The following is a 22,157-nucleotide window of genomic DNA, read 5'->3' as shown; positions in this document are numbered from 1 at the left end:
GGACTTGGGGCAATGGGCTGGCATATGGCCTCCCATTTGCCAAAACTCGGACATCCGGTTTGGGTCTGGAACCGGACTGAACAGAAAGCGCTAGATCATGCTCAATCTTTCAGGACTCAGGCAGTGGGTATTGAACAGGCGGTTCAGGCAGATTTTATTTTTTCTTGCTTGCCGACCAGTCAGGATGTAGAGAAGCTAATTGCTGCACATCCACCTAAACCGGGTGCAATCTGGATTGACTGTACCAGCGGTGTACCAGAATCGGCCCAAAAACTGGCAAATCGATTGGAGCAACAGGGAAGCTATTACCTGGATGCTCCGGTATCTGGTCAGACTGTTGGGGCAGAAAAAGGCACTTTAACCGTGATGGTGGGAGGAAGTGAATCTGCCTTTACGCAAGCCAAACCGGTCATTGCTGCTTTTGCTGGGTTGATTGAATATGTGGGAGAAAGTGGTTCCGGTTTTGCAGTGAAAGCCATTAACAATACTTTGATGGCTACGCATTTATGGGCGCTGGCTGAAGGCTTAACTGTACTGAAAGGGCAGGGAGTTGACTTAAGCAGTGCGTTGAACTGTATTAATCATTCCAGTGGTAAAAGTAGCATGTCGGAAAATATCATGGCGCAGCGTGTACTGAGCCGTGAGTTTCATAAAACCTTTGCGCTGGATTTATTGCAGAAAGATATTGGTATTGCTTTAGAACTGGCGCAACAGCAGCAACTGGATTTATCAGTGATGTCTTTGGTGCAACAACAGTTTCAGCAGATTGCCAGACCTCAGGCCAGCCAGCTGGATTTTTCCGCTGCGGTACAAGGATTGGAACAACGTACGCAAATTGAATTAAGGGGATAAAGTTTTTATTAAAACCTGTTATTAAGAGAAATAATTAATTTTCAATTAAGTTCATCGCAATAGATTTCTTTATCTAAAATATAAAAATCCGGGGATTTAAAATTCCCGGACTTTTATTTCAATTGCTTTAAATAGCCTAAGCAATTTTAAAACTATCTATCACTTTAATTACCAATCTGCATTCATCTCTTAATTCTACTGATTCGTTTCATATTCCTGAATCACTTCAAGTGCAGCACGAAAGGCTTCCTGGGTTGCTGGTGCGCCGCAGTAAGGCAGGCTATGCAGCAGCACTTCCTGAATTTCCTCAACCGTTGCGCCGTTATTTAAGGCACCTCGCACATGGCCTTTTAGTTCAGTAGGACTTTTTTGAGCTGTAAGGAAGGCAATGGTAATTAAAGAGCGGTATTTACGCGGTAACACACCTTCACGTTGCCAGGTCGAACCCCAGGCATGTTCATTAATCCAGTCCTGTAATGGCTGGGTAAATGGAACGGTATTTTCCTGAGCACGCTTCACAAAGCTTTCACCCATCACTTCAGTACGGACTTTCAAGCCATTTTCATAATCTTGTTGTGACATTGTCTACCCTCAATTTTCTTATAGGGCTAGCTTAGTACTTTCCATTCAAAATACCATCGTGCAATAGTCGTAAAAAAGTGGCTGAAAAGCCACTTGTGAAGCTTCCAGAGTAAAGTAATAAAATGACTTCACTCTGGAATTTATGACACCTTAACTTCAAGTTTTATTTAAGGAGATACTGAGTGTGAAGGATCAGTTTGCACTGAAGTATCCGTTCCTTTGGCATCTTCCTTGATGAGATACGGATTCTCAAGCTCCAATACTTCCTGCAAATGCAGATCAAATACATCGGTCAACATGCTGTCATAACGGCGCGCATTATAGTGCAGCAGTTTTTCTGCTTCCTGATCATTAATAAAGCCTTGTAGCTGTGCATCTGCCACATGCTCTGCAAAGCTTAAACCCTTGAACTGGTCTTTATTTTCTGCTTTTTTAAAGCGATCCCACAGCTGTTCAATGTCCAGCAACATGGTGAAAGTAGATTCCATACGGCCGGTGACATCATGTTCATGAGTATTGTAATAGACATGTTTTTTCAAGACCTGGCGGAAAGCATTGTCTTCCATCATACTGTTCGCTACCTGCTGTTTCAGCTGGTCTGATGGTTTCTGTACCGGACGGCCAAATGGGAAGCATAACAGTTTGACCATGCTTGCTGCTGCACCTGATGGAAAGTTGGCAAACAGGTCAAAAAAAGCTTCTTGCGCTGTATATAGAGATTTTTCTAATGCAAGCTGTGCATGTAAACGCTCATCTTCAGTCTTTTTGCTATGCTCAAAAAATTTGAGAATTGAGGAAGCAATAAACAGATGTGCATGAATATCGGCCAGACGACCCGAAAGCATTTCCTTACGTTTGATATCCCCTGCGAGTAATCCTAGACACATATCCGCAGTTAAAGCAAAGTTGGCACTCAGCCGGTTAATGATCTTGTAATAAGGACGGGTAAAGTCAACAGCACTTTGCGGCGCAGCATTGGAGCCACCTGTAAAGGCATAGGCAAAGGAGCGAGCAGTCCGGTTAAAGGTGTAACCCAAATGCTTAAACAGCAAGTTATCAAAAGGATTTAGAGCCGCTGCCGGATCTTCTGCTTGTAAGAGCTGTAATTCTTCATAAAGATAAGGATGGCAACGCATTGAACCCTGACCGAAAATCATCAGGGAACGACTAAGAATATTGGCGCCTTCAACCGTAATGGAGACTGGAATTGCCTGATAATAAGGCGCCAGAAAGTTACGCGGACCCATCTGAATGGCGCGGCCACCGACCACATCCATACCGTGATTGACCACTTTACGCATGCCTTCTGTCGCATAATATTTGGCAATCGCTGTCATTACGGCAGGCTTGCCGCCCTGATTCAAACCACAGGTGACCAGATAACGGAAAGCCTCCAGCATATAGGTATCACTGGCGATTTCACTGGTGGCTTCCTGAACACCCTCAAACTTACCAACTGAAATTTTGAACTGCTGACGGATGCGAGAGAAAGCGCCGACATTTAAATAAGTCATTTCTGAAGTAGAAGTAGACAGCGCTGGTAGGGAAATGCCACGACCGACTGCCAAACATTCCATCAGCATGCGCCATCCTTTACCGGCATTTTTTACGCCACCAATAATCCAGTCCAGTGGAATAAAGACATCTTTACCTTCCACTGTTCCATTCATGAATGGCGGTCCCGGGTTATGCCGTGGTCCCACTATTACGCCTTCATGACTGGCAGGAAGCAGGGCACAGGTAATGCCATATTCAGTCTGTTCACCCAAAAGATGATCCGGATCATACATTTTAAAGGCCAGACCCACCACTGTCGCAATTGGTGCCAAAGTAATCCAGCGTTTGGAAAAATTCATTCTCAGACCGAGTACTTCCTGACCTTCAAACTGGCCATAGCAGACTACACCGGTATCAGGAATCGCACCAGCATCGGAACCGGCCTCCGGACTGGTCAAACCGAAACAGGGAATTTCTTCGCCTCGCGCCAGACCCGGCAGATAACGGTCTTTCTGTTCTTCGGTACCATAATGCAGTAACAGCTCGCCTGGTCCGAGTGAGTTCGGTACCATACAACTCACGGCTGTGGTCAGAGATCGCGAAGCAATCTTGCTCATCACCCGACTTTGGGCAAAGGAGCTAAAGGCACGACCGCCGTATTCTTTGGGAATAATCAGGCCTAAGAAACCATGTTCCTTAATATATTGCCAGACATGATCAGGCAGCGCTTTCTGCTCATGGATTTCCCATTCATCCAGCATGCTGCACAAGGTCTCAACCTCATTGTCCAGAAAAGCTTGTTCTTCTAGCGATAATTTGGGATAGGGATAACTGTTAAAGGTTTCCCATTTCGGTGCACCCATAAACAGTTCTTTTTCCCACCAGCTGGTTCCGGAGTCCAGTGCTTCACGTTCTGTCGGGCTGATACTCGGCATGGCATTGGCCAGTGCTTTATAGGCCGGTTTAGAAATGAACGACATACGTAAAGGGTCGATCATCACCACAAGGCTAATCAGGATCAGCGGAATGCCGAGAATAAGTGACCATGGGCTAATAAAGGCACAGACTACTGACATGACAATTAGTGCAATTGCACCCGCGCTACGAGAGAGCTGAAAATAGAAAACCGCCCATAAACTAAGTAATAGCAGTAGTACAGCAAATATAAATAGCATTGTTATAGTTCTCCAGATTTATACAACGCTGCCTGTGCCGAGATCTCATAGAATTTTTGTCACAGTTCATTCATTTTTTTTGTCGCTTGAGGATCGGACAGGTTCAGCATTGCACGTGTGAGAATGATCGTTTTCAAGTCTTGCAACGATATTTTTAAATCTTTCATCTATTTATGAGATTGTTTGAAAAATGCTCAGTCTTCAAGTGAGAACGCGCAAAGAAATGTGAAGATAAGTAATGACTTAATCTTATCTAAAATAAAAAATGGGGGTTTAACACTCAGTAAAAATTTAAATTGAAGAAATAAAAAAACCCTCTACAAGAGAGGGCTTTTATTTCATTGGTTTAAACAGGATTAAGCTTCAATGGCCTGAACTGCAATTTTTTTGGCAGGATCCACTTTACGACGCACTGCTGGTACAGGTTCGCCGTAGTATTGGCGGTCGGCAAAGTAGCTTGAACGAACCATTGGTGCTGCCCAGATATTACGGAAGCCCAGTTTTTGACCATGTTCGGTATAACGCCCGAATTCTTCAGGTGTTACGAAGCGGTCAATCGCTGCATGTTCTTTTGAAGGCTGCAAATACTGACCAATGGTTACATAGTCCACGCCATGCGCATGTAAATCATCAAGCAGGGCAAGTACTTCTTCTTCAGTTTCACCAATACCCACCATCAGACCACATTTGGTTGGTACGTCCGGGCAGTATTCTTTAAACATTTTCAGCAGGTTTAAAGAGTGTTGATAGTCAGAACCTGGACGCATGGCTTTATATAAACGCGGTACAGTTTCGATATTGTGGTTAAACACATCTGGCGGACATTCAGTCATGATACGCAGCGCGATATCCATACGGCCACGGAAGTCCGGCACCAGAATTTCGAGTAAGGTATTTGGGCTTAGAGCACGTGCTTCTTTAATACAATCGACAAAATGCTGTGCACCGCCATCCAGTAAATCATCACGGTCTACCGAAGTGATTACCGCATATTTCAAACCCAGGTTGGCAATGGTCTCAGCCATATGACGCGGTTCATCTGCATCCAGTGCATTTGGACGGCCATGAGCCACATCACAGAATGGACAGCGACGGGTACAGATATCGCCCATAATCATGAAAGTCGCAGTACCGCCACCAAAACATTCAGGCAGGTTTGGACAGGCGGCTTCTTCGCACACCGTATGTAATTTTTGCTGACGTAGTGTGGTTTTAATACGTTGAACTTCTTCAGGTGCCGCCATTTTCACCCGGATCCAGTCCGGCTTACGTGGCGTTTCAACCGTAGGAACAACTTTTACAGGAATGCGGGCAACTTTTTCCGCACCGCGAAGTTTGACGCCCTGTTCAGGTTTACGGTTTTCAGACATATTCAACTTTTCCACTGTTTTTGAAGGGGGAGATACTCAAAGATAGCGCAGTTATTATAACGGACTTCGTTCTAAATAGGGCAAAAAGGGGTATTCATTTAAAAAATGTTCTTATCAAGCAATATATGTGAGTTAAATACACCAAATCAACAGGATTTACGTCATAATAAGAGTGTAGATTAAAGTGAATTTTTTAATTTTGAGGAGCGTTGAATGCCACGTAAAAAAGAGGTCGTTAGTGGGACTTTCGTTAAATATGATGCGGTAGTTCTAGGTTCGGGCCCTGCGGGCGAAGGCGCGGCAATGAAACTTGCCAAATCTGGTAAGCGTGTTGCAATCGTTGAGATGCGTGAACAGCTGGGTGGCAACTGTACCCATGTCGGTACGATTCCAAGTAAAGCATTGCGTCAAACAGTATCCAGTATTATCCGTTATCAACGTGATCCACTGTTTCAAAAAGTTGGGGACTGGAAGCAGTTCACCATGAAGCAAGTGTTGCGTCATGCACATAAAGTTATTCAACAACAAGTAGATACACATTCACGTTTCTACGACCGCAATAAAATTGATATTTATCATGGTCGTGCCTACATTCAGGATCAAAATACCATTTTTGTATTTAATCCGGACGGGATTAAAGAAACGCTGATGTTTAAGCAACTGGTCATTGCCAGCGGCTCGCGTCCATATCGTCCAGACATTCTTGATTTTAATCATCCACGTGTATTTGATTCAGACAAAATTCTGGATCTGGACTATTCCATCCAGAAAATCATTATTTATGGCGCAGGTGTAATCGGTTGTGAATATGCCTCGATCTTTATTGGCCTGGGACATAAAGTCGACCTGATCAACACCCAGCACAAACTTTTAAGCTATCTGGATGATGAAATCTCTGATGCGCTGTCTTATCACTTGCGTGAACAGGGTGTATTGATTCGTCATAATGAACAGATCGACTTTTTAGAAACATTTGATGACCATGTGGTGATGCACACGCAAAGCGGCAAGAAAATTAAAGCCGATGCAATTTTGTGGTGTAATGGCCGTTCAGGCAATACCGATGGTCTAGGCCTTGAAAATGTCGGCCTGAAACCGAACAGCCGTGGTCAATTGACTGTGAATGATCAATATCAGACCGAAGTAGAAAATATCTACGCTGCCGGTGATGTGATCGGTTGGCCTTCGCTAGCCTCTGCTGCTTATGACCAAGGTCGTTGCGCAGGTGCCAACATGAGCGGCGAGAAAGACGTTGCACCGGTGACTGATATTCCAACCGGGATTTATACCATTCCTGAGATTTCTTCGATTGGTAAAACTGAACAGCAGCTGACTGAAGAAAAGATTCCGTATGAAGTCGGTCAGGCATCGTTCCGTCATTTGGCACGTGCACAGATTACCGGTGATACTATGGGTGAATTAAAGATTCTGTTTCATCGTGAAACACTGGAAGTTTTGGGTGTACATTGCTTCGGTAATAATGCCTCTGAAATTATCCATATTGGTCAGGCAGTCATGAACAGCCCGAACAATACCATCAAGTACTTTGTGGAAACCACGTTTAACTATCCAACCATGGCGGAAGCGTATCGTGTAGCGACACTGAATGGTATGAACCGTTTATTCTAAGTGAGATATTTTACTTAGATAAAAAAAACCGCAAGTCTTCACTTGCGGTTTTTTTATTGGAATTAATTAAGTCAGTCAAGTTGATCAAATTGAATTTTTAAGCCGCCATTTTCCGGCATTCTTCGGCACAACGGCGGCAAGCTTCGGCACATTGCTGACAATGTTCATGTTGGTGCTGACCACATTCTTCTGCACAGTAGTCACATGCTTTGGCGCAGAGTTCACATATCTCATGCATGAAAGGAGACTGCTTTTGTTCCATACGGGCACACAGCTGACAAATATCTGCACAATCCAGACAGCGCTGGATACACTCCCGCATCATCTCCAGATCTTCTTCTTTAAGACAGGCACTGGCACAGTTGGCACATGCCAGGGAACAGTTCATACAGGTTTGAACACAATCTGAAAATTGAAGCTGATTCATTGTCGTTTCCTCTTTCCATAGGTTTGTTGCTGATTTTCTAATAAGCTAAGCAGAAAAAGGAAAATACACTAGGTAGATTAGGTGAGGAAAAGTAAACAGCTACTTTGTTTTGTTAGAGATCTACTGGATCATGAGCGATAGTTGGAATTAATTTTTTTTTATTTGAAAATAAAAAACCATTGAGGCGGTCAAAGTCTCAATGGTGGAAGATCGACATGATGAATCGTAATTTTTGAAGGGTTAAACTAGCTCTACCTTTCTGGTTATTCTCGTTTTTATTATTAAAACGGACGGCTACCCGCCAGACTGATGCGTTTCAATAAACGGCGCTGATCTGCCGGGAATGGACGGCGTGAGTGTAAGGTCACCTGATTATCCCAGAACACGATATCGCCAATTTCCCAGTGATGTTCATAAGCGAATTCAGGTTTCGAAATATGCTCACGTAATTTGGCGATCAGTTGACTGCCAGCCTGATCATCATAATTGACCAGCTCGACTTCGGTATGGGTGTTTAGCCAAAGCGCTTTACGGCCGGATTCAGGATGAGTGCGCACCAGTGGATGTGGATAAGCATGGCTTAAAATCGGTTGATCTTTAAAATGATACAATGGGCTTGAACCATAACCTTGATCATCAGTCTGATCTCTGGTTTTTTGACGGCGCACGAAAGGGTTGTAAGTAATCAGTTGTAGCTGATCGATCTCTACCTTGGTTGCTTCATCGAGTGCATCATAGGCTTTAATGGTGTTGATCCAGCTGGTCTGTCCGCCGTCCTGAGGCAGTTCAATTGCATACAGAAGGGAGCCAAAAGAGGGTAATGGTGTCCATTGATGATCGGCATGTGGAGTTAGTTCACCATGCCCAGTGTAATCTCCCTGACCGACGGCATTGGACACCGGCACGACATCGGGTGGAATGCCGCTATCCGACTGCGCAGCCAGTACCGGTGTATCTGCACCTGGGCGGAAAATGGAACCGAAATAAGTTGAAAACGCCAAGTATTGTAAATCATCCAGACTTTGCTGCTTAAAGATCAAAATCAGATGCTCGGCCAGCGCCTGTTTTAACTTTAAAATGGTTTTGGATGATTGGACTTTACGGGCATCCAAGCCATAGACCACTGCACCTAAGGCCTGACCGGTTTGCGGTACAATCTTGATTTCATCCGGATGTTGAAATTGATCTTGCTGATGCCAGCGTGGAGCATCATGAATCGCTTGTGAAAGTTGGGTTAAGCTGGTCATTATCAAGTCTCAGAATTTTCTTGTTGATGAGAATCTAAGAAAATTCCGGACTGAAATAAAATCGAAAGAAATGATAAGTTTATGAATAATCTGTTATTTTTACTATTCAGTTGATTTTGAAACATTTAACTTATTGTGCGATGGATTGCGCATTTTCTGCTGAGGATATTTCAACAGTTTAGTGTGCGCAGAAAGCCTGATTAAAATATTCAAACAGCTCAGGGGTTTGTAACCACAGTCCAATCGACAAAGCCAGTAAAAGCAGGATTGCCACCACAATCGAGAGTTTGAGTTTCAGTAGAGAATCAGTCATGGACGATTTGCTCCTCATTGACCCAGAAATGCACCAGTACGCCAAAAATGCTGAGGACAATTGATAGCATCCACACCGCATTATAATTGCCGCTTAAATCATGGTTGACTCCACCGAGCCAGCCACCGAAAAACGAGCCAACCTGATGGGTAAAGAACACGATGCCACTGAGCATGGTCAGATATTTCACCCCGAACATATTCGCTACAATGCCATTGGTCAGCGGAACGGTCGATAACCAGAGTAATCCCATAATGACACCAAAGCTATAGACTGTCCATGTACTCAAAGGCAGTATGAGAAAGGCAATAATCGCAATTCCACGCAAGGCATATAATCCCATTAGCAGATGCGGTTTGGAATATTTGCCACCGAGCCAGCCGGCGGTATAGGTACCTACCACATTAAACAGACCCACTAAGGCTAAGAAAATCGTACCGATTGTGGCATTAAAGCCATGATCAATCAGATAGCCCGGCAGGTGGATGCCAATAAAAACGACCTGAAAACCACAAACAAAAAAGCCCATGGCCAGAAACCAAAAGGGTTTATGATTTTTCACTACCACCAGAATCTGTTTAAAGCTGAGTGAGACTTTATTGGAGGTAGAGGCTGCGTTGGGATTAACATACATCGGTGCTTTCAGCATCCAGGCCAATGGCACAATCAGTGCAATTAAAATGGCACTGACCACCAGCGCCGCTGACCAGCCGACATTCTGTAATAGTAGCAGGGTCGAAGGCAGCATAATAAACTGACCAAAAGAACCTGCGGCACTGGCAATACCCATCGCCAAACTGCGCTTTTCTGGTGGGGCAGCACGCCCGACCGCAGACAATAACACCGGAAATGAAGTAGCTGACAGGGCTAGACCTAAAATTAAACCGACACTCAGATTTAACAGTAAGCCGGTCGAGCTAACTGCCATCAACAGTAGACCGATTGAATATAAGGCTCCGCCTACAGCTACCACAATCTTGCTGCCATATTTATCGGCAAATGCCCCGGTAATCGGCTGAACTGCACCCCAGATCAGGTTTTGCATGGCAATGGCCAGGCTAAAAACATTATGACCCCAGCCAAATTCTTCGCTCATCGGCACCAGATACAAGCCAAATGCATGACGTACACCCAATGACAGTGCCAGAATGATGGCAGAGCCAATCAGCATAAAAATAAGAGCTTTGGAAAATTGACTGTCAGCCATACGTCATTCATGCCTATAAAGTTGATATGTATAGTATTCGATTCAAGCAATAGAGGCGATTAAATAAATATTGATCAAAAGATAAATTTTTTTTATTAATATATTAAGCCTAAAAAAACGGCCGAAGCCGTTTTAATTAAAAATCGGATATTGAGCTTAGAAACGCATCCCAATCCCGGCATAGGCCAGAATCGGATTGACTTCGATATCGGCTTTAGAGCGAATCAGTTCACCTAGATTTGCATCTGTCACTGTAATTGTCGTGTCATTTTTTAGATGTGCATAAGAGACTGAACCTACAGCAAACCAGGTGTCATTAAAGTCATAGCTAAAGCCGACCGTGGCCACGGGCGCGAAAGCATCGGATGCTTCAAGTTTGACTTTTGGATCGGCCCCTTCATTTGGCGTACCATCTAGAGAAGCACCTGCTTTGTTTCGTTTAATGTTGGCAATCATATGTCCGGCAGCAATCAGGTCCTGCTCGGTACGTGAGTTAATTTCCAGTTCATTGAAATAGGCATACATCACACCTAAGCCGACATAAGGCCGGAATTTATTGATCCCTGTTTTACCAAAGTGATACTGGAATTCAAAGGCAGGTGTCCAGGCGCGGGCAGAGGCGGCCGGCCCATAAGCTTCCAGATCAGTAATGAGAATATCATTTTTTAATTCAATGCCGGGTAAATCAATTCCACCTGGAATTTGTGGAATCAAATCAAGACTTGGAGTCGCAAGCGCAGAGAAAGGAGCATAAATTTTACCACTGCCTTGCAAGTCTACTTTAGGTGGAATGCCGGCTTTCATTTCAAAAGAAATATTATCGGTAAAATAGTAATTGGTCATGATGCCTAAAGTGGTGACATCATCCGCTTCCAGGCCAGTACCAGGATTATTCCAGCTTTCCAGTCCATAAATTTCAGCTCGCCCACTGAGCGCTGCAGGCAGTGTTTCTGTACCAAGTCGATCCAGAATATTAACAAAAACAGAGGAAAGGTTTGGATCCATGTCTGGATCAAGATTATTTTTCACAGAGTCAATTGAGATATCACCTACTTGTGATGTTTCACCTTCTTTGACAGCAGTATTCACTTTAAAGGGCTGGGCCTTGCCTTGCGGCATCACATGCAATGCACCGACCGATACCGAAAAGCGCTTAAAGCCATCTCCATCTTGCAAGCTAAAATAAGGGGAATCTGCATGCGCGACCATAGGTAAAGTGGCTAGGCCTGCCATACATGCCAGCAATGTTTTCATTGATTTGGAACTCCATGTCCAGTTTGTTTATTCGTTTTTCTAGTTAACTAATTATGTGAATTGCCTTAAAAAATTCAGTTATAGAACAACAGGTCAAAAGTTAAGCGATGGTTAATATTGGTAACCGATGTATATTTTTTGTTTATCTCTCTTGAGTTTTAAGAAATGAGTAGTATGTAAAAATCATTACTTTACCCTACTAGCTGAAGTATAAAAGTGAAGAAAATTTACTCTTGAGAGCGTTAAAATTTCAATCCTATGAATTTTTATCATGGAAGATATAGAGAAGAGTTTAGGTAAATTTTAGGCTGCATTGATTCAAGCATTTACCATCACGGGATCATTTTTTATTTTTCAAAAACAAAAGCATATGAATTTATCCAAGATCCTGCTACCCAGTCGACTGAGTTTTTTTGTACAATAGCTGCATATATTATTGAGTGAATCACATGAGCACCCAAACTCCTCCCAAAAAAAAGCCCCTGGTTAATTTACCTTTCCCGATCAAACAGGCAGAGCAAAATGCTGCAGAAGAAGTTCTGGAAGATTTAAGACCAAGACCACAGCGTTATGCTGACCGTACCTGGATGCCACCACGTGGCACTCGCCGTTCAATGGGCAAACGCTAATTGATCAGACTCAAAAAGCTATGATAAATCATGGCTTTTTTTATGGAATTTTTTAGGGAGTTAGTGATCAATATTTGATTTAATTTTCGAACAAAAAGAAATTAAAACTCAGATTTATCCAAATTTTTTTCAATTTTATTCTTAATAAAGCAAACGAAATATTTAAGCTCTCTAAATGCCGACCAAAATAAAATCCACACCTGGTTGATTTCATATTCGACATTTTAGCCGTCCATAAAAAAAGCCAATTCAAACATTGGCTTTTTTGAAAGATATTTTGATAGCACTAACGAATGCTTTTACGCGCTTTATTTTCCGGTTTCGGTGGCGCAATTTCTCGCTCACCTTGCCAGACATCAATAAAATCTTTCTCGTTAATATTATAAAGTTCTAGGAGTGCTAAAATCACGCCTCCAAACAACATGGCACCTTCTGAATGGCTCTGAAAATCGACCAGCTTGGTATTCAGGTTGTGCAGGATATCTTCAATTTCAAAGACACGTTCCCGCCCATTGCTGTCGGTCGGATAGATCTGGGTATTTAAAATAATTCTCGCCAAGCTTTTTTCATTTTCGGTCAAAGGCAGTTCTTCAATCAACTCATCACTGGCCGGAGTTAAAATGACCGAATCACGGAATATGGTGTGTAAAAAATTTGCGCTTAATTTTGGCAGCGGCTTTTCGACAAAAGGACGGAAAGATTGCGGGAAAATGACATTGCGTGAGATGCCTTTAAACATCGGTGCAATTTCCTCGACCTTATAACCTGCGATCCCACAGCCCAAGGAAGTAATAAAATATTTATTTTTAGGATGATTTTTGGTGTAAATCTTAAAGTCATCAATATAGTGCTGGATTTGTGAGAGCGGCATTTGTTGCAAATGCTCGTTCATGGTGGGAATGGCATAGCTCTGACCCGCCCAGCCACGACCCACGCCCATGACTGCACCAAAATGCTCAAGTGCCGTTCTGGCTGCTCCACCACCGTGTTGTCCAGCCAAGTTGCTGCCAAAAACAAAAACCGTATTTTCCGGAAGGGATTTAACAATACTTTCATCGTGATAGTGGTAAGTCATAATTGTCGATTCTAGGCCATCCTGATCTTCATGTTGCCTTTGAAATGAAAAGGGGTCAAGGCAAAATTGTGCCGGACTAGCCAAACAGATAGAGTATTTCACCCATAAGCCAAAACAGGATACCGAGTACGCCCAAATAAAGCTGCTGGCTGAAAATGATTAGTTTGTTCTGTATTTATTCCCTTTGTAACTGTATATTTTATTAATGATTTTTCAAAGCAGATAGCGATTAAAGCGCTAACAAATAATGAATAGTAATATTGTTTTATTTTACCAAACAGAAACCTAAGCAGGGATTGAGTAATTCCAATTTACCCTCATAATAAATCAAATCTATATCCGCAGCGAAGTCAGCGAAAGCTATGAGTGATAAAAAGCCCTTTGAATTAGTGACCAGTTATCAACCAGCAGGCGATCAGCCACAGGCCATTGCAAAGCTGGTCAAAGGCATTGAACAGGGTTTTCATGATCAGCTTTTACTGGGGGTAACAGGCTCTGGTAAGACCTATACCATGGCCAATGTCATTGCCCAGACCCAGCGTCCGACCATAGTCATGGCACATAACAAAACCTTGGCTGCGCAGCTTTACGGCGAATTTAAAGCGTTTTTCCCGAATAACGCCGTTGAGTATTTTGTCAGTTATTATGATTATTATCAGCCAGAAGCCTATGTTCCATCTTCAGATACTTTTATCGAGAAAGATGCTGCAATTAATGACCATATTGACCAGATGCGCCTTTCCGCGACCCGTTCACTCTTAGAGCGACGTGATGCGATTATTGTCGCATCGGTGTCTGCCATTTATGGTTTGGGTGATCCGAATGCCTATATGAGCATGTTGCTGCATGTGGTGGAAGGCGATCGCATTGGCCGTGATGATATTATTCGCCGTCTGGTCGAGATGCAGTATTCGCGTAACGAACTGGAATTTCTGCGTGGTACTTATCGTATTCGCGGCGAAATTATTGATATTTTCCCGGCAGAATCGGATCAGGATGCGATCCGGATTGAACTGTTTGATGATGAAGTTGACTCCATTCGCTGGTTTGATCCGCTGACCGGGAAAATGGTTCGTAAAGTGCCTCGCGTCACTATTTATCCTAAAAGCCATTATGTTACGCCGAAAGACAATTTATCCCGTGCGATTGAAACCATCCGAGACGAACTCAAAGAGCGACTGGTGTTCTTCCGTGAAAATGACAAGCTGCTGGAAGCCCAGCGCATCGAGCAGCGCACACGCTATGATCTGGAAATGATGCAACAACTGGGTTATACCAACGGCATTGAAAACTATTCACGGCATTTGTCGGGCCGTCCTGCGGGTGAAGCACCACCAACCTTGTTCGATTATATTCCGGATGATGCCTTGCTGATTATTGATGAGTCACATGTGACGGTGCCGCAGATTGGCGCCATGTATAAGGGCGACCGTTCGCGTAAAGAAAATCTGGTGAATTACGGGTTCCGTTTGCCAAGCGCGCTGGATAACCGGCCGATGAAATTTGAGGAATGGGAACGGATTGTGCCGACGACTGTTTATGTCAGCGCAACGCCCGCACGTTACGAGCTGGAAAAATCCCAACAGATTGTCGAGCAGGTGGTACGTCCAACTGGTCTGATTGATCCAGAAATTGAAATCCGTCCAGTTCTGACGCAAGTCGATGATGTGCTTTCAGAAATTAATTTGCGTAAAGATATTAATGAGCGGGTGCTGGTTACAACCTTGACCAAGCGTATGGCTGAAGATTTAACCTCTTATTTGAAAGAATACGGGATTAAGGTCGCTTATTTACACTCGGATATCGATACTGTTGAACGTGTCAAAATCATTCATGAACTGCGTACTGGAGTGCATGATGTACTGGTTGGGATTAACCTGCTACGTGAAGGGCTGGATATGCCGGAAGTGTCACTGGTCGCCATTCTGGATGCGGATAAAGAAGGTTTCCTGCGTTCCGAGCGCTCTCTCATTCAGACCATTGGCCGCGCTGCACGTAACCTGAAAGGTAAGGCGATTCTGTATGCAGACCGAATCACTGATTCGATGCAGAAAGCCATTGATGAGACAGACCGTCGTCGTGCCAAGCAGATTCAGTTTAATGAAGAACATGGCATTACCCCGCGCAGTGCAGTGCGTCAGGTGATCAAGGAAATTGATACCGGTGAAGTATTGGATGATGATTTAATTGAATTGAAAGCCTCGGATCAGGCACGTGCGATCAGTGCAGATGAGCGGCATATCATGGCAGATCCAAAAATGTTTGCGAAACACATTAACAAGCTTGAAAAGGAAATGCTGAAAGCTTCCAAAGAGCTTCAGTTTGAGCAGGCTGCGCGTATGCGTGATGAAATTGTGCGTTTAAAAGCCCAGATGTTTGATTGATTGTTGTTGCATTAAATCTTATTTAAATGACGTAAAATCAATCACAAAGAAAACATAATGTAACAAATTTAGGAATTGGATAAAGCTATTGTATGAACAGAAATTTTTAAATAAATATTTTGTGAACATGCAATAGGTATCTTTATGACAACTCAAAAATTTTCACGTACTGGATTAAAGCTGGCAAAAATTGCGGTGGGTAGTGCGGTTCTTCTTGGTTTGGGCGCCGCTACCATGGCTTATGCGAAAGACGAGCCATTACCGACCATTGAGAAAGTTGAACTGGACCGTTATCTGGGAACATGGTACGAAGTAGCACGCAAACCTTTGTATTTTCAAAACAAGTGTGATCGCGATGTCACAGCGACCTATACTTTAAATGAAAATGGCAATATCGTGGTGGATAACCGCTGCATTAAAAAAGATGGTGGACAAACCCAGTCATTGGGCGAGGCATTTGTGCAAAATCCACCGCAGAATACCAAGTTAAAAGTCAGTTTCTTACCAGACTTTATTCGTTGGATTCCGGTCGCTCGTGGCGATTATTGGGTCTTAAAACTGGATGAAAATTATCAAACTGTTCTGGTCGGTGAGCCAAAACGTAAATATATGTGGATACTCTCACGTGATCCTCAATTGGATAAAAATGTGGTAAATGAATATTTACAATATGCACAGTCTGTCGGTTATGACCTGAGTGATGTAATTCATACTAAACAAACTCAAAGATAAAAAGATCGTCTTAATGGGAACCATGCTATGGCATGGTTTTTTATTTTATGAGTCGAAAGACAATCTAAAATCGAGAGATAACTACATTTTAAATAGATGAAGCATCAAGCTTTCTATTGTACTAATCGTTATAATGCCGGCGAATGAAAGTAGAGTTTAACTATGTATAAAGGCATCGCGTTATCTGTCTTGGCCTCTGTGGTTTTTGGAGTGCTGTATGTATTTACGCCTTTTTTACAGCCTTTAGATAGTGAACAGACTTTTGCTTGGCGTATGCTGGCGACTTTACCATTCCTCACAGCCTTTATGTGGTGGTCGGGTGATCTGAAACATATTAGCAATATCTTTAAGCGGGTGTTGCAACAGCCTTCATTCTTGATCTGGTTGCTGATCAGTTCACTGTTGTGTACCACGCAATTGTGGTTATTTCTATGGGGACCTATCAATGGCCGTGGCCTCGAAGTCTCGCTCGGTTATTTTCTGCTACCTCTGGTGATGGTGCTGGTCGGCTGTGTGCTTTATAAAGAAAAATTGTCATCTTTCCAGATGGTCGCCGTTGCTCTGGCAATGTTGGGGGTAGGGCATGAAATCTGGCGGATCGGTTCAATCGCATGGGAAACGGTCTATGTCGCTTTAGCTTATCCACTTTATTTCTTTATGCGGCGTAAATTCGCGACCGATCATCTTGGTGGATTCTGGTGGGATCTATTTCTGATTTTGCCTGTGGCATTTTATTTGGGCTTTATCTATAGCGATTCTATGTCGCTTATGTTGAGTCATTCTCATTTGATCCTGGCAGTTCTTGGATTGGGCTTTTTAAGTGCGCTCGGTTTAGGTAGCTATATTTTGGCTAGCCGATATTTACCCTTTGTCATCTTTGGGCTGTTGAGTTATCTGGAGCCGGTACTGCTTGCTTTTGCCTCGATGGCACTGGGTGAGCGTGTGGAATCAGGTGAATGGCTGACCTATATTCCAATCTGGTTGGCTGTTTTACTGTTGATTGTGGAAGGAATATTGCATTTAAAACAGCAGCAGCTGAAAAAAAATGAGCTGGCAAATAAAGCTGCACAGCTAGAAAAAATCAGAAAAAATAATGAATAATGTGGTTTGCATAAGCATTATATTCGTCAGACAATATTGACCTGATTATTTTTAAAATCATCTACCATTTTGTTTAAAATAATGTTTTCGATATATTAAGGGGATAAACATGTCACAGATTGCGATTCCATATCAGTTACGTGCACGTTTATCACAACTGGAACCAAGTCTGGATTTAAATTGGGAGCGAGAGCTTCGTACTATTCTGGCAGAAGTTTCACCCGAATTAAAAGAAAGTATTGATTTTCAAATTTTAAAGCCCAAGAAAATTCTTTGGGATCAGGAAATGGATCAATACCGCTATCAGGCTCAACATTCGGTAGAACGTCTTAGCCAAAAATTTCTCAATGACCGGATGCGTTACTATGCCAGTACCTTTGGCTTGTCACTGAAAAGTTTGCAGGGTTTGAATGATAGCTTGCAAATTGCGGACTACTTAGAAAACGTACTTGAACAAATCGATAAAATTGACGTCAATGAAAATTTTCAGATGCAGCGTGAAAAGCTGGAACTGCGTCGTACATTTTTATTAAATGCTGCTGAGATTATTCGTGGTCTTCGCTTACAGCCGGTTGAAGGGGTGCGTCAGCTTACCGAACAGCAAATCAAATGCTTTATTATTGAAGTTTTTATCAAGCAGCAATTGTTGGGTTATTGGTATAAGCCGCTATTAAAAAAACAGACTGCAGAAATGACGCATCCACTTTTCCGTTATTTCCTCATTAAAGAGCAGTAGATTCGTCATTTTGATATTGTCCGTACCTCGCAATTTCTATTTATCGTTGCGCCGGTGATGGATGTGCAGCAAAACTCGTATTCTATTCGTCGTTTCCTGATTGAAGAAAAAGGTGCACTTGAAGATCAGGTCTATCTGAATATCCTGATTCTGGACTTGCAGGATGACATGGATGAAGCGGTGGTAGAAACCCTGAAATCACAGATGCAGCGGATGGTGACTTTACAGAGTCAGATTCATTTGGATGTAACCGACATTGTGCATACACTGGAACAGGTGTCTGAACAGAAGTTATTACCTTTACTGGTTGAGCCCATTCACGTTGTAGAGAAAAATGCCGATGTGGTGGCACAACGTCACTTGAAACAGTTTGAAGAAATTATGACGCGTGAATTGCTTTTGCCGATGCGGGATGCCATTCGTGATCATTTATCGCATATTGAAGAGTTTGATTATCTGTATCTGCATGTCCATAAAATATTTACAGAAATTCTGGCCTATTACCGCGATTTCAAGTCCCAGCCGGGTTTCATGTTTAATCAGTACATCCAGAATTTTGAATATAAGCTGCTGGCTTTTATCCGTTTACTGGAAAAGCGTAAAGCGGAAACCTTTATTCCTACCTACCGTAATGAATGGCAAGTCATGCATCAGCGTTCACAGCAGGCTGTTTTGGATATTCAAAATACGATTTCTGAAAATGTACAGCAATACCGGGATCTGAAAAAATATATTAATACACTGCAGCGGCAAAAAGTGGATGAAGAGAAAAAATCCGTATTTAAAAAGTTATGGCGTAAAAATAATTTCGATGAGGCAATTGATACCGCGCTCAACCAATTACAGCAGTTAAAGCGCAGTATGTTTCTGGAAATTATTCAGGTGCCAAGAACACATGAAAACTGTAGTGTATTTCTGGAATTTGAAAGTTTGCAGCATTTGCAGCAGGTTGATCGCCACTATGCTTTTCCCTCTGGGGATAATGGCCTGACCCGTTTACCTTTGCTTATTCACTTGCCCGAAACCTATGATGATTTCGATGTAGAAAACTTCAATGCCTCCATGAGTCTGGACATGAATTTTTCAGCAGGGAGTAGAATCTAGCCTGAACAGGGCGGGACGCTAAATTTTGAAATTTAGATTTGTTTGAATAAACAACATTTAACAAATTTGTGTCAGGTACTGAAAAATAGTGGTCTTTAGCATTTTCGGATGCAAAATCATTCAGCTAATTACAACTATTTTTGAAATTTATAGTGAATATACGTTAAAAACCACCCGTCTCAACGAGCTTTTGATTCAAACTTGCGGCCAATTCCATTACAATTGTCGGGTTTAGAAATTTATGCTTAGATTTACAATTAATTAGAGGACGTATCTGTGAGCAAAGACACTATTGTTGCCCTCCATGCAGAACACCAAGGTCGCTGGAAAAACCGTGAAGAACTTGCGGAACGTATGATTGCCCTTGTTGGCCAGTTATATCGTGAAAAAAATATTGTAGCTACAGTTTATGGTCGCTCTTTAATTAACCGCTCTGTGATTCAGATTTTGAAAGCACACCGCCGTACTCGCGTACTGGACGTTGAACTTTCTGTAGTTGATACTTTCCCAATTCTTGAAGCATTGGTGAAAGTAGAAAACATCGGTTCTGCTGAAGTTGATCTGGGTAAACTTGCTGTTGAATTTAAAGAAAAAGGCGGCGACATCGATGCATTTGTTGCAGACGCTGTTAAATCGATCGAAGGCAATGCTGCTGCTGTAGAACATAAAGATGTGGTTCTTTATGGTTTCGGTCGTATCGGTCGTATCCTGGCACGTTTGATGATTGGTCAATCAGGTCTGGGTCGTGGTCTTAGCCTGAAAGCAATCGTTGTTCGTAAATCATCTGATGGTGATTTGGAAAAACGTGCTTCTTTACTTCGTCGTGACTCTATTCACGGTCCATTTGCAGGCACAATTTCTGTAGATGAAGAAAACGAAGCAATCATTGCCAACGGTAACTTCATCAAAGTGATTTATGCTTCTAATCCTTCTGAAGTAGATTACACTGCATACGGTATCAACAATGCACTTGTGATCGACAACACGGGTAAATGGCGTGATGCTGAAGGCCTTGCTCAACACCTTAAATGCCCGGGCGCTGCTCGTGTGATTTTGACTGCACCTGGTAAAGGTGACATGAAGAACGTAGTTTACGGTGTAAACCAAGCGGATATCCTTGATGAAGATACGATCATCTCTGCTGCAAGCTGTACGACTAACGCGATTACACCTACACTGAAAGTATTGCATGACAAATACACAGTGTTGAATGGTCATGTTGAAACAGTTCACTCGTTCACGAACGACCAGAACTTGATCGATAACTACCATAAAGCAGACCGTCGTGGTCGTGCTGCAACATTGAACATGGTCATTACTGAAACTGGTGCAGCGAAAGCAGTAGCGAAAGCGCTTCCAGCTCTTCAAGGTAAATTGACAGGTAACTCTGTACGTGTACCTACACCAAACGTATCTCTTGCGATTCTTAACCTGACTTTAGGTCAAGACGTTGATCGTGATGAAGTGAATGAATACATTCGTCAGATTTCAATCGGTTCTAGCCTGCAAGGTCAAATCGGTTATACCAACTCGACTGAAGTGGTATCTTCTGACTTTATCGGTTCACGCACTGCAGGTGTATTCGACGCGCAAGCAACGATCACTTCAGGCAACCGTTTAACTGCTTATGTTTGGTATGATAACGAAGTGGGTTATAGCTGCCAGGTATTGCGTATTGCTGAACAAATGGGCGGTGTAAGCTATCCAAAAGTTCCTGCTGAAACTAATGCATAATTAGTATTTAGCAAAAAAAGAGTCTCATTTGAGGCTCTTTTTTTATGATTTTTATTTACAGCGGATTGTTCCCAATCTAGTAAGAATCAAGAAATCTACTTGCTGGTGAAATATTAATCTGATAACTTACAAAGAGTAAGTATATTAAAATGAGTAAGTAATAAAAATATTGTGAGAATAGTATGACAAATTATGCAATCAGCCCGTTACTGGGGCAGGTTTTATCAACTGAATGTCCATCACGTGAAATATTGGAACACCTTGCCAATAAATGGTCGGTCTTGGTTTTGCGTTGCCTGAGTGAAGGGGTGCATCGTTTCAGTGAACTGAAACAGAGGATTGAAGGGGTAAGTGAAAAAATGTTGTCCCAGACTTTAAAAATGCTGGAGCAGGATGGTTTTATTTTGAGAACGGTTTATCCGGTGGTGCCGCCAAAAGTGGAATATCAATTGACGATTACCGGTTCACAAGCGGCTGAAAAAATCATGTATTTAATTGGCTGGATTGAGAAAAGTCTGCCAGATATTGTAGAGAATAAAGCGCGCGTAGCAAAATAGGGTGAATTGCTTTTGGGGCGGAGCAATGACATGAAAAAGTCAGAAAATCTGGTTGCTACTCTATTAGCAGTGTACGCAATTATTTTAGTTTTATGCATAGCAATATATGCAATCTTTAAACTTTTAGAAGTTGATATTACTTTAGCAACCAATCTCTTGCTTTGGTCAGCAGCGATCTTTGCACCTGTTGCAGTATTGATGACATATAACAGTTGGCGAGAGCAGAAAGGGAGTGAGGTTGTAGCGATCTTAGCTAAAGATATAACCACTAACATATTAGAATTAAGAACACTTAATAATGAAATATTTAGCGGTTTTTGTGTAAGCAATATCAGCTTCGAAAAGAGTCAGAAAAATATTAATGAATTTCATGATTTAAGAATACAAATTAAGAAATCTACTAGGGTCTGTTGACATTTACTGTTCATAATTAACCCTATAAAGGTAGCCATAAAAATATACAGGCTAAAGCAACAGAACTTTGATAATTTCTTTTGAGCTTGTCATATCGAGTAGCTATTCCTCTAAATTGCTTTAATCTACAAAACATAT

General features: G+C 42.4%; 20 protein-coding genes and 1 pseudogene. 11 read left to right on the top strand and 10 right to left on the bottom strand.

The window, feature by feature from the left end; all coding sequences use genetic code 11:
- Positions 1–12 precede the first annotated feature (12 nt).
- The gene (locus NI464_RS06050; protein ID WP_004646497.1) at positions 13–852 is read left to right on the top strand and encodes an NAD(P)-dependent oxidoreductase; all 840 of its coding nucleotides are present in this window, start codon (positions 13–15) and stop codon (positions 850–852) included.
- A 195-nt stretch (positions 853–1,047) separates the two neighbouring features.
- Here NI464_RS06050 and NI464_RS06045 read toward each other — a convergent pair whose 3' ends face one another.
- From NI464_RS06045 to lipA, 3 genes are all read right to left on the bottom strand, one after another.
- Positions 1,048–1,434: a carboxymuconolactone decarboxylase family protein gene (locus NI464_RS06045; protein ID WP_004646498.1), complete on the bottom strand. Its 387-nt coding sequence runs from the start codon at positions 1,432–1,434 to the stop codon at positions 1,048–1,050.
- Positions 1,435–1,601: 167 nt separating this feature from the next.
- Complete coding sequence (locus tag NI464_RS06040; RefSeq protein ID WP_253137954.1) at positions 1,602–4,106, bottom strand: acyl-CoA dehydrogenase; 2,505 nt, start codon at positions 4,104–4,106, stop codon at positions 1,602–1,604.
- A gap of 356 nt (positions 4,107–4,462) precedes the next feature.
- Positions 4,463–5,476: a lipoyl synthase gene (gene lipA, locus NI464_RS06035; RefSeq protein ID WP_004646500.1), complete on the bottom strand. Its 1,014-nt coding sequence runs from the start codon at positions 5,474–5,476 to the stop codon at positions 4,463–4,465.
- 213 nt (positions 5,477–5,689) lie between these two features.
- On the opposite strand from lipA, the gene sthA reads away from it, so the two are divergent.
- Positions 5,690–7,105 (top strand): Si-specific NAD(P)(+) transhydrogenase, encoded by a 1,416-nt coding sequence (gene sthA / locus NI464_RS06030; RefSeq protein ID WP_004646501.1) that lies wholly within the window; start codon positions 5,690–5,692, stop codon positions 7,103–7,105.
- Positions 7,106–7,202: 97 nt separating this feature from the next.
- Here sthA and NI464_RS06025 read toward each other — a convergent pair whose 3' ends face one another.
- The 5 genes from NI464_RS06025 to NI464_RS06010 all read right to left on the bottom strand — a co-directional run bounded on the left by NI464_RS06025 (position 7,203) and on the right by NI464_RS06010 (position 11,553).
- Entirely contained in the window at positions 7,203–7,532 is a 330-nt protein-coding gene (locus NI464_RS06025; protein WP_153566495.1) for a four-helix bundle copper-binding protein, read from the bottom strand.
- 281 nt (positions 7,533–7,813) lie between these two features.
- Entirely contained in the window at positions 7,814–8,779 is a 966-nt protein-coding gene (locus NI464_RS06020; RefSeq protein WP_253137953.1) for a TauD/TfdA dioxygenase family protein, read from the bottom strand.
- A gap of 178 nt (positions 8,780–8,957) precedes the next feature.
- A complete protein-coding gene (locus NI464_RS15855) occupies positions 8,958–9,092 on the bottom strand; it encodes a hypothetical protein (protein ID WP_004730126.1) in 135 nt (44 codons plus the stop codon).
- A complete protein-coding gene (locus NI464_RS06015) occupies positions 9,085–10,299 on the bottom strand; it encodes an MFS transporter (RefSeq protein ID WP_253137952.1) in 1,215 nt (404 codons plus the stop codon). The genes NI464_RS15855 and NI464_RS06015 overlap by 8 nt, the downstream gene beginning before the upstream one ends.
- A gap of 156 nt (positions 10,300–10,455) precedes the next feature.
- The gene (locus NI464_RS06010) at positions 10,456–11,553 is read right to left on the bottom strand and encodes an OmpW/AlkL family protein (protein ID WP_004646506.1); all 1,098 of its coding nucleotides are present in this window, start codon (positions 11,551–11,553) and stop codon (positions 10,456–10,458) included.
- 449 nt (positions 11,554–12,002) lie between these two features.
- Here NI464_RS06010 and NI464_RS06005 point away from each other — a divergent pair, with 449 nt between their 5' ends.
- Positions 12,003–12,182 (top strand): hypothetical protein, encoded by a 180-nt coding sequence (locus NI464_RS06005; RefSeq protein ID WP_004646507.1) that lies wholly within the window; start codon positions 12,003–12,005, stop codon positions 12,180–12,182.
- A gap of 286 nt (positions 12,183–12,468) precedes the next feature.
- Here the strand turns inward: NI464_RS06005 and NI464_RS06000 are convergent, their stop codons facing one another.
- On the bottom strand, positions 12,469–13,257 hold the full coding sequence (locus NI464_RS06000; protein ID WP_004646509.1) for an A1S_2505 family phage non-structural protein: 789 nt from the start codon (positions 13,255–13,257) through the stop codon (positions 12,469–12,471).
- A gap of 362 nt (positions 13,258–13,619) precedes the next feature.
- Here NI464_RS06000 and uvrB point away from each other — a divergent pair, with 362 nt between their 5' ends.
- The 8 genes from uvrB to NI464_RS05960 all read left to right on the top strand — a co-directional run bounded on the left by uvrB (position 13,620) and on the right by NI464_RS05960 (position 22,019).
- Positions 13,620–15,641, top strand: a complete 2,022-nt coding sequence (gene uvrB / locus NI464_RS05995; RefSeq protein ID WP_004646510.1) for an excinuclease ABC subunit UvrB — start codon at positions 13,620–13,622, stop codon at positions 15,639–15,641.
- Between the two features lie 144 nt (positions 15,642–15,785).
- On the top strand, positions 15,786–16,373 hold the full coding sequence (locus tag NI464_RS05990) for a lipocalin family protein (protein ID WP_004279677.1): 588 nt from the start codon (positions 15,786–15,788) through the stop codon (positions 16,371–16,373).
- A 162-nt stretch (positions 16,374–16,535) separates the two neighbouring features.
- Positions 16,536–17,474, top strand: coding sequence for an EamA family transporter RarD (gene rarD, locus NI464_RS05985; RefSeq protein WP_004730115.1), 939 nt, complete (start codon positions 16,536–16,538; stop codon positions 17,472–17,474).
- 109 nt (positions 17,475–17,583) lie between these two features.
- Entirely contained in the window at positions 17,584–18,210 is a 627-nt protein-coding gene (locus NI464_RS05980) for a hypothetical protein (protein WP_228719733.1), read from the top strand.
- Positions 18,211–18,267: 57 nt separating this feature from the next.
- Positions 18,268–19,314, top strand: coding sequence for a hypothetical protein (locus NI464_RS05975; RefSeq protein WP_228719734.1), 1,047 nt, complete (start codon positions 18,268–18,270; stop codon positions 19,312–19,314).
- Positions 19,315–19,590: 276 nt separating this feature from the next.
- A complete protein-coding gene (locus NI464_RS05970) occupies positions 19,591–21,048 on the top strand; it encodes a glyceraldehyde-3-phosphate dehydrogenase (protein ID WP_004279679.1) in 1,458 nt (485 codons plus the stop codon).
- A gap of 182 nt (positions 21,049–21,230) precedes the next feature.
- Positions 21,231–21,605, top strand: a complete 375-nt coding sequence (locus tag NI464_RS05965) for a winged helix-turn-helix transcriptional regulator (RefSeq protein WP_004646514.1) — start codon at positions 21,231–21,233, stop codon at positions 21,603–21,605.
- A 30-nt stretch (positions 21,606–21,635) separates the two neighbouring features.
- Positions 21,636–22,019 carry a hypothetical protein gene (locus NI464_RS05960; RefSeq protein WP_004646515.1) on the top strand — a complete coding sequence of 128 codons (384 nt, stop codon included), beginning with the start codon at positions 21,636–21,638 and terminating at the stop codon, positions 22,017–22,019.
- A 3-nt stretch (positions 22,020–22,022) separates the two neighbouring features.
- Here the strand turns inward: NI464_RS05960 and NI464_RS05955 are convergent.
- A pseudogene (locus NI464_RS05955) lies at positions 22,023–22,157 on the bottom strand (IS5/IS1182 family transposase); the annotation flags it as partial.

Source organism: Acinetobacter lwoffii (genome assembly GCF_024129685.1).
Taxonomy (GTDB): domain Bacteria; phylum Pseudomonadota; class Gammaproteobacteria; order Pseudomonadales; family Moraxellaceae; genus Acinetobacter; species Acinetobacter lwoffii_X.
Note: the sequence above shows the minus strand (reverse complement) of the source record. Positions and strands in the feature narration are given on the sequence as shown.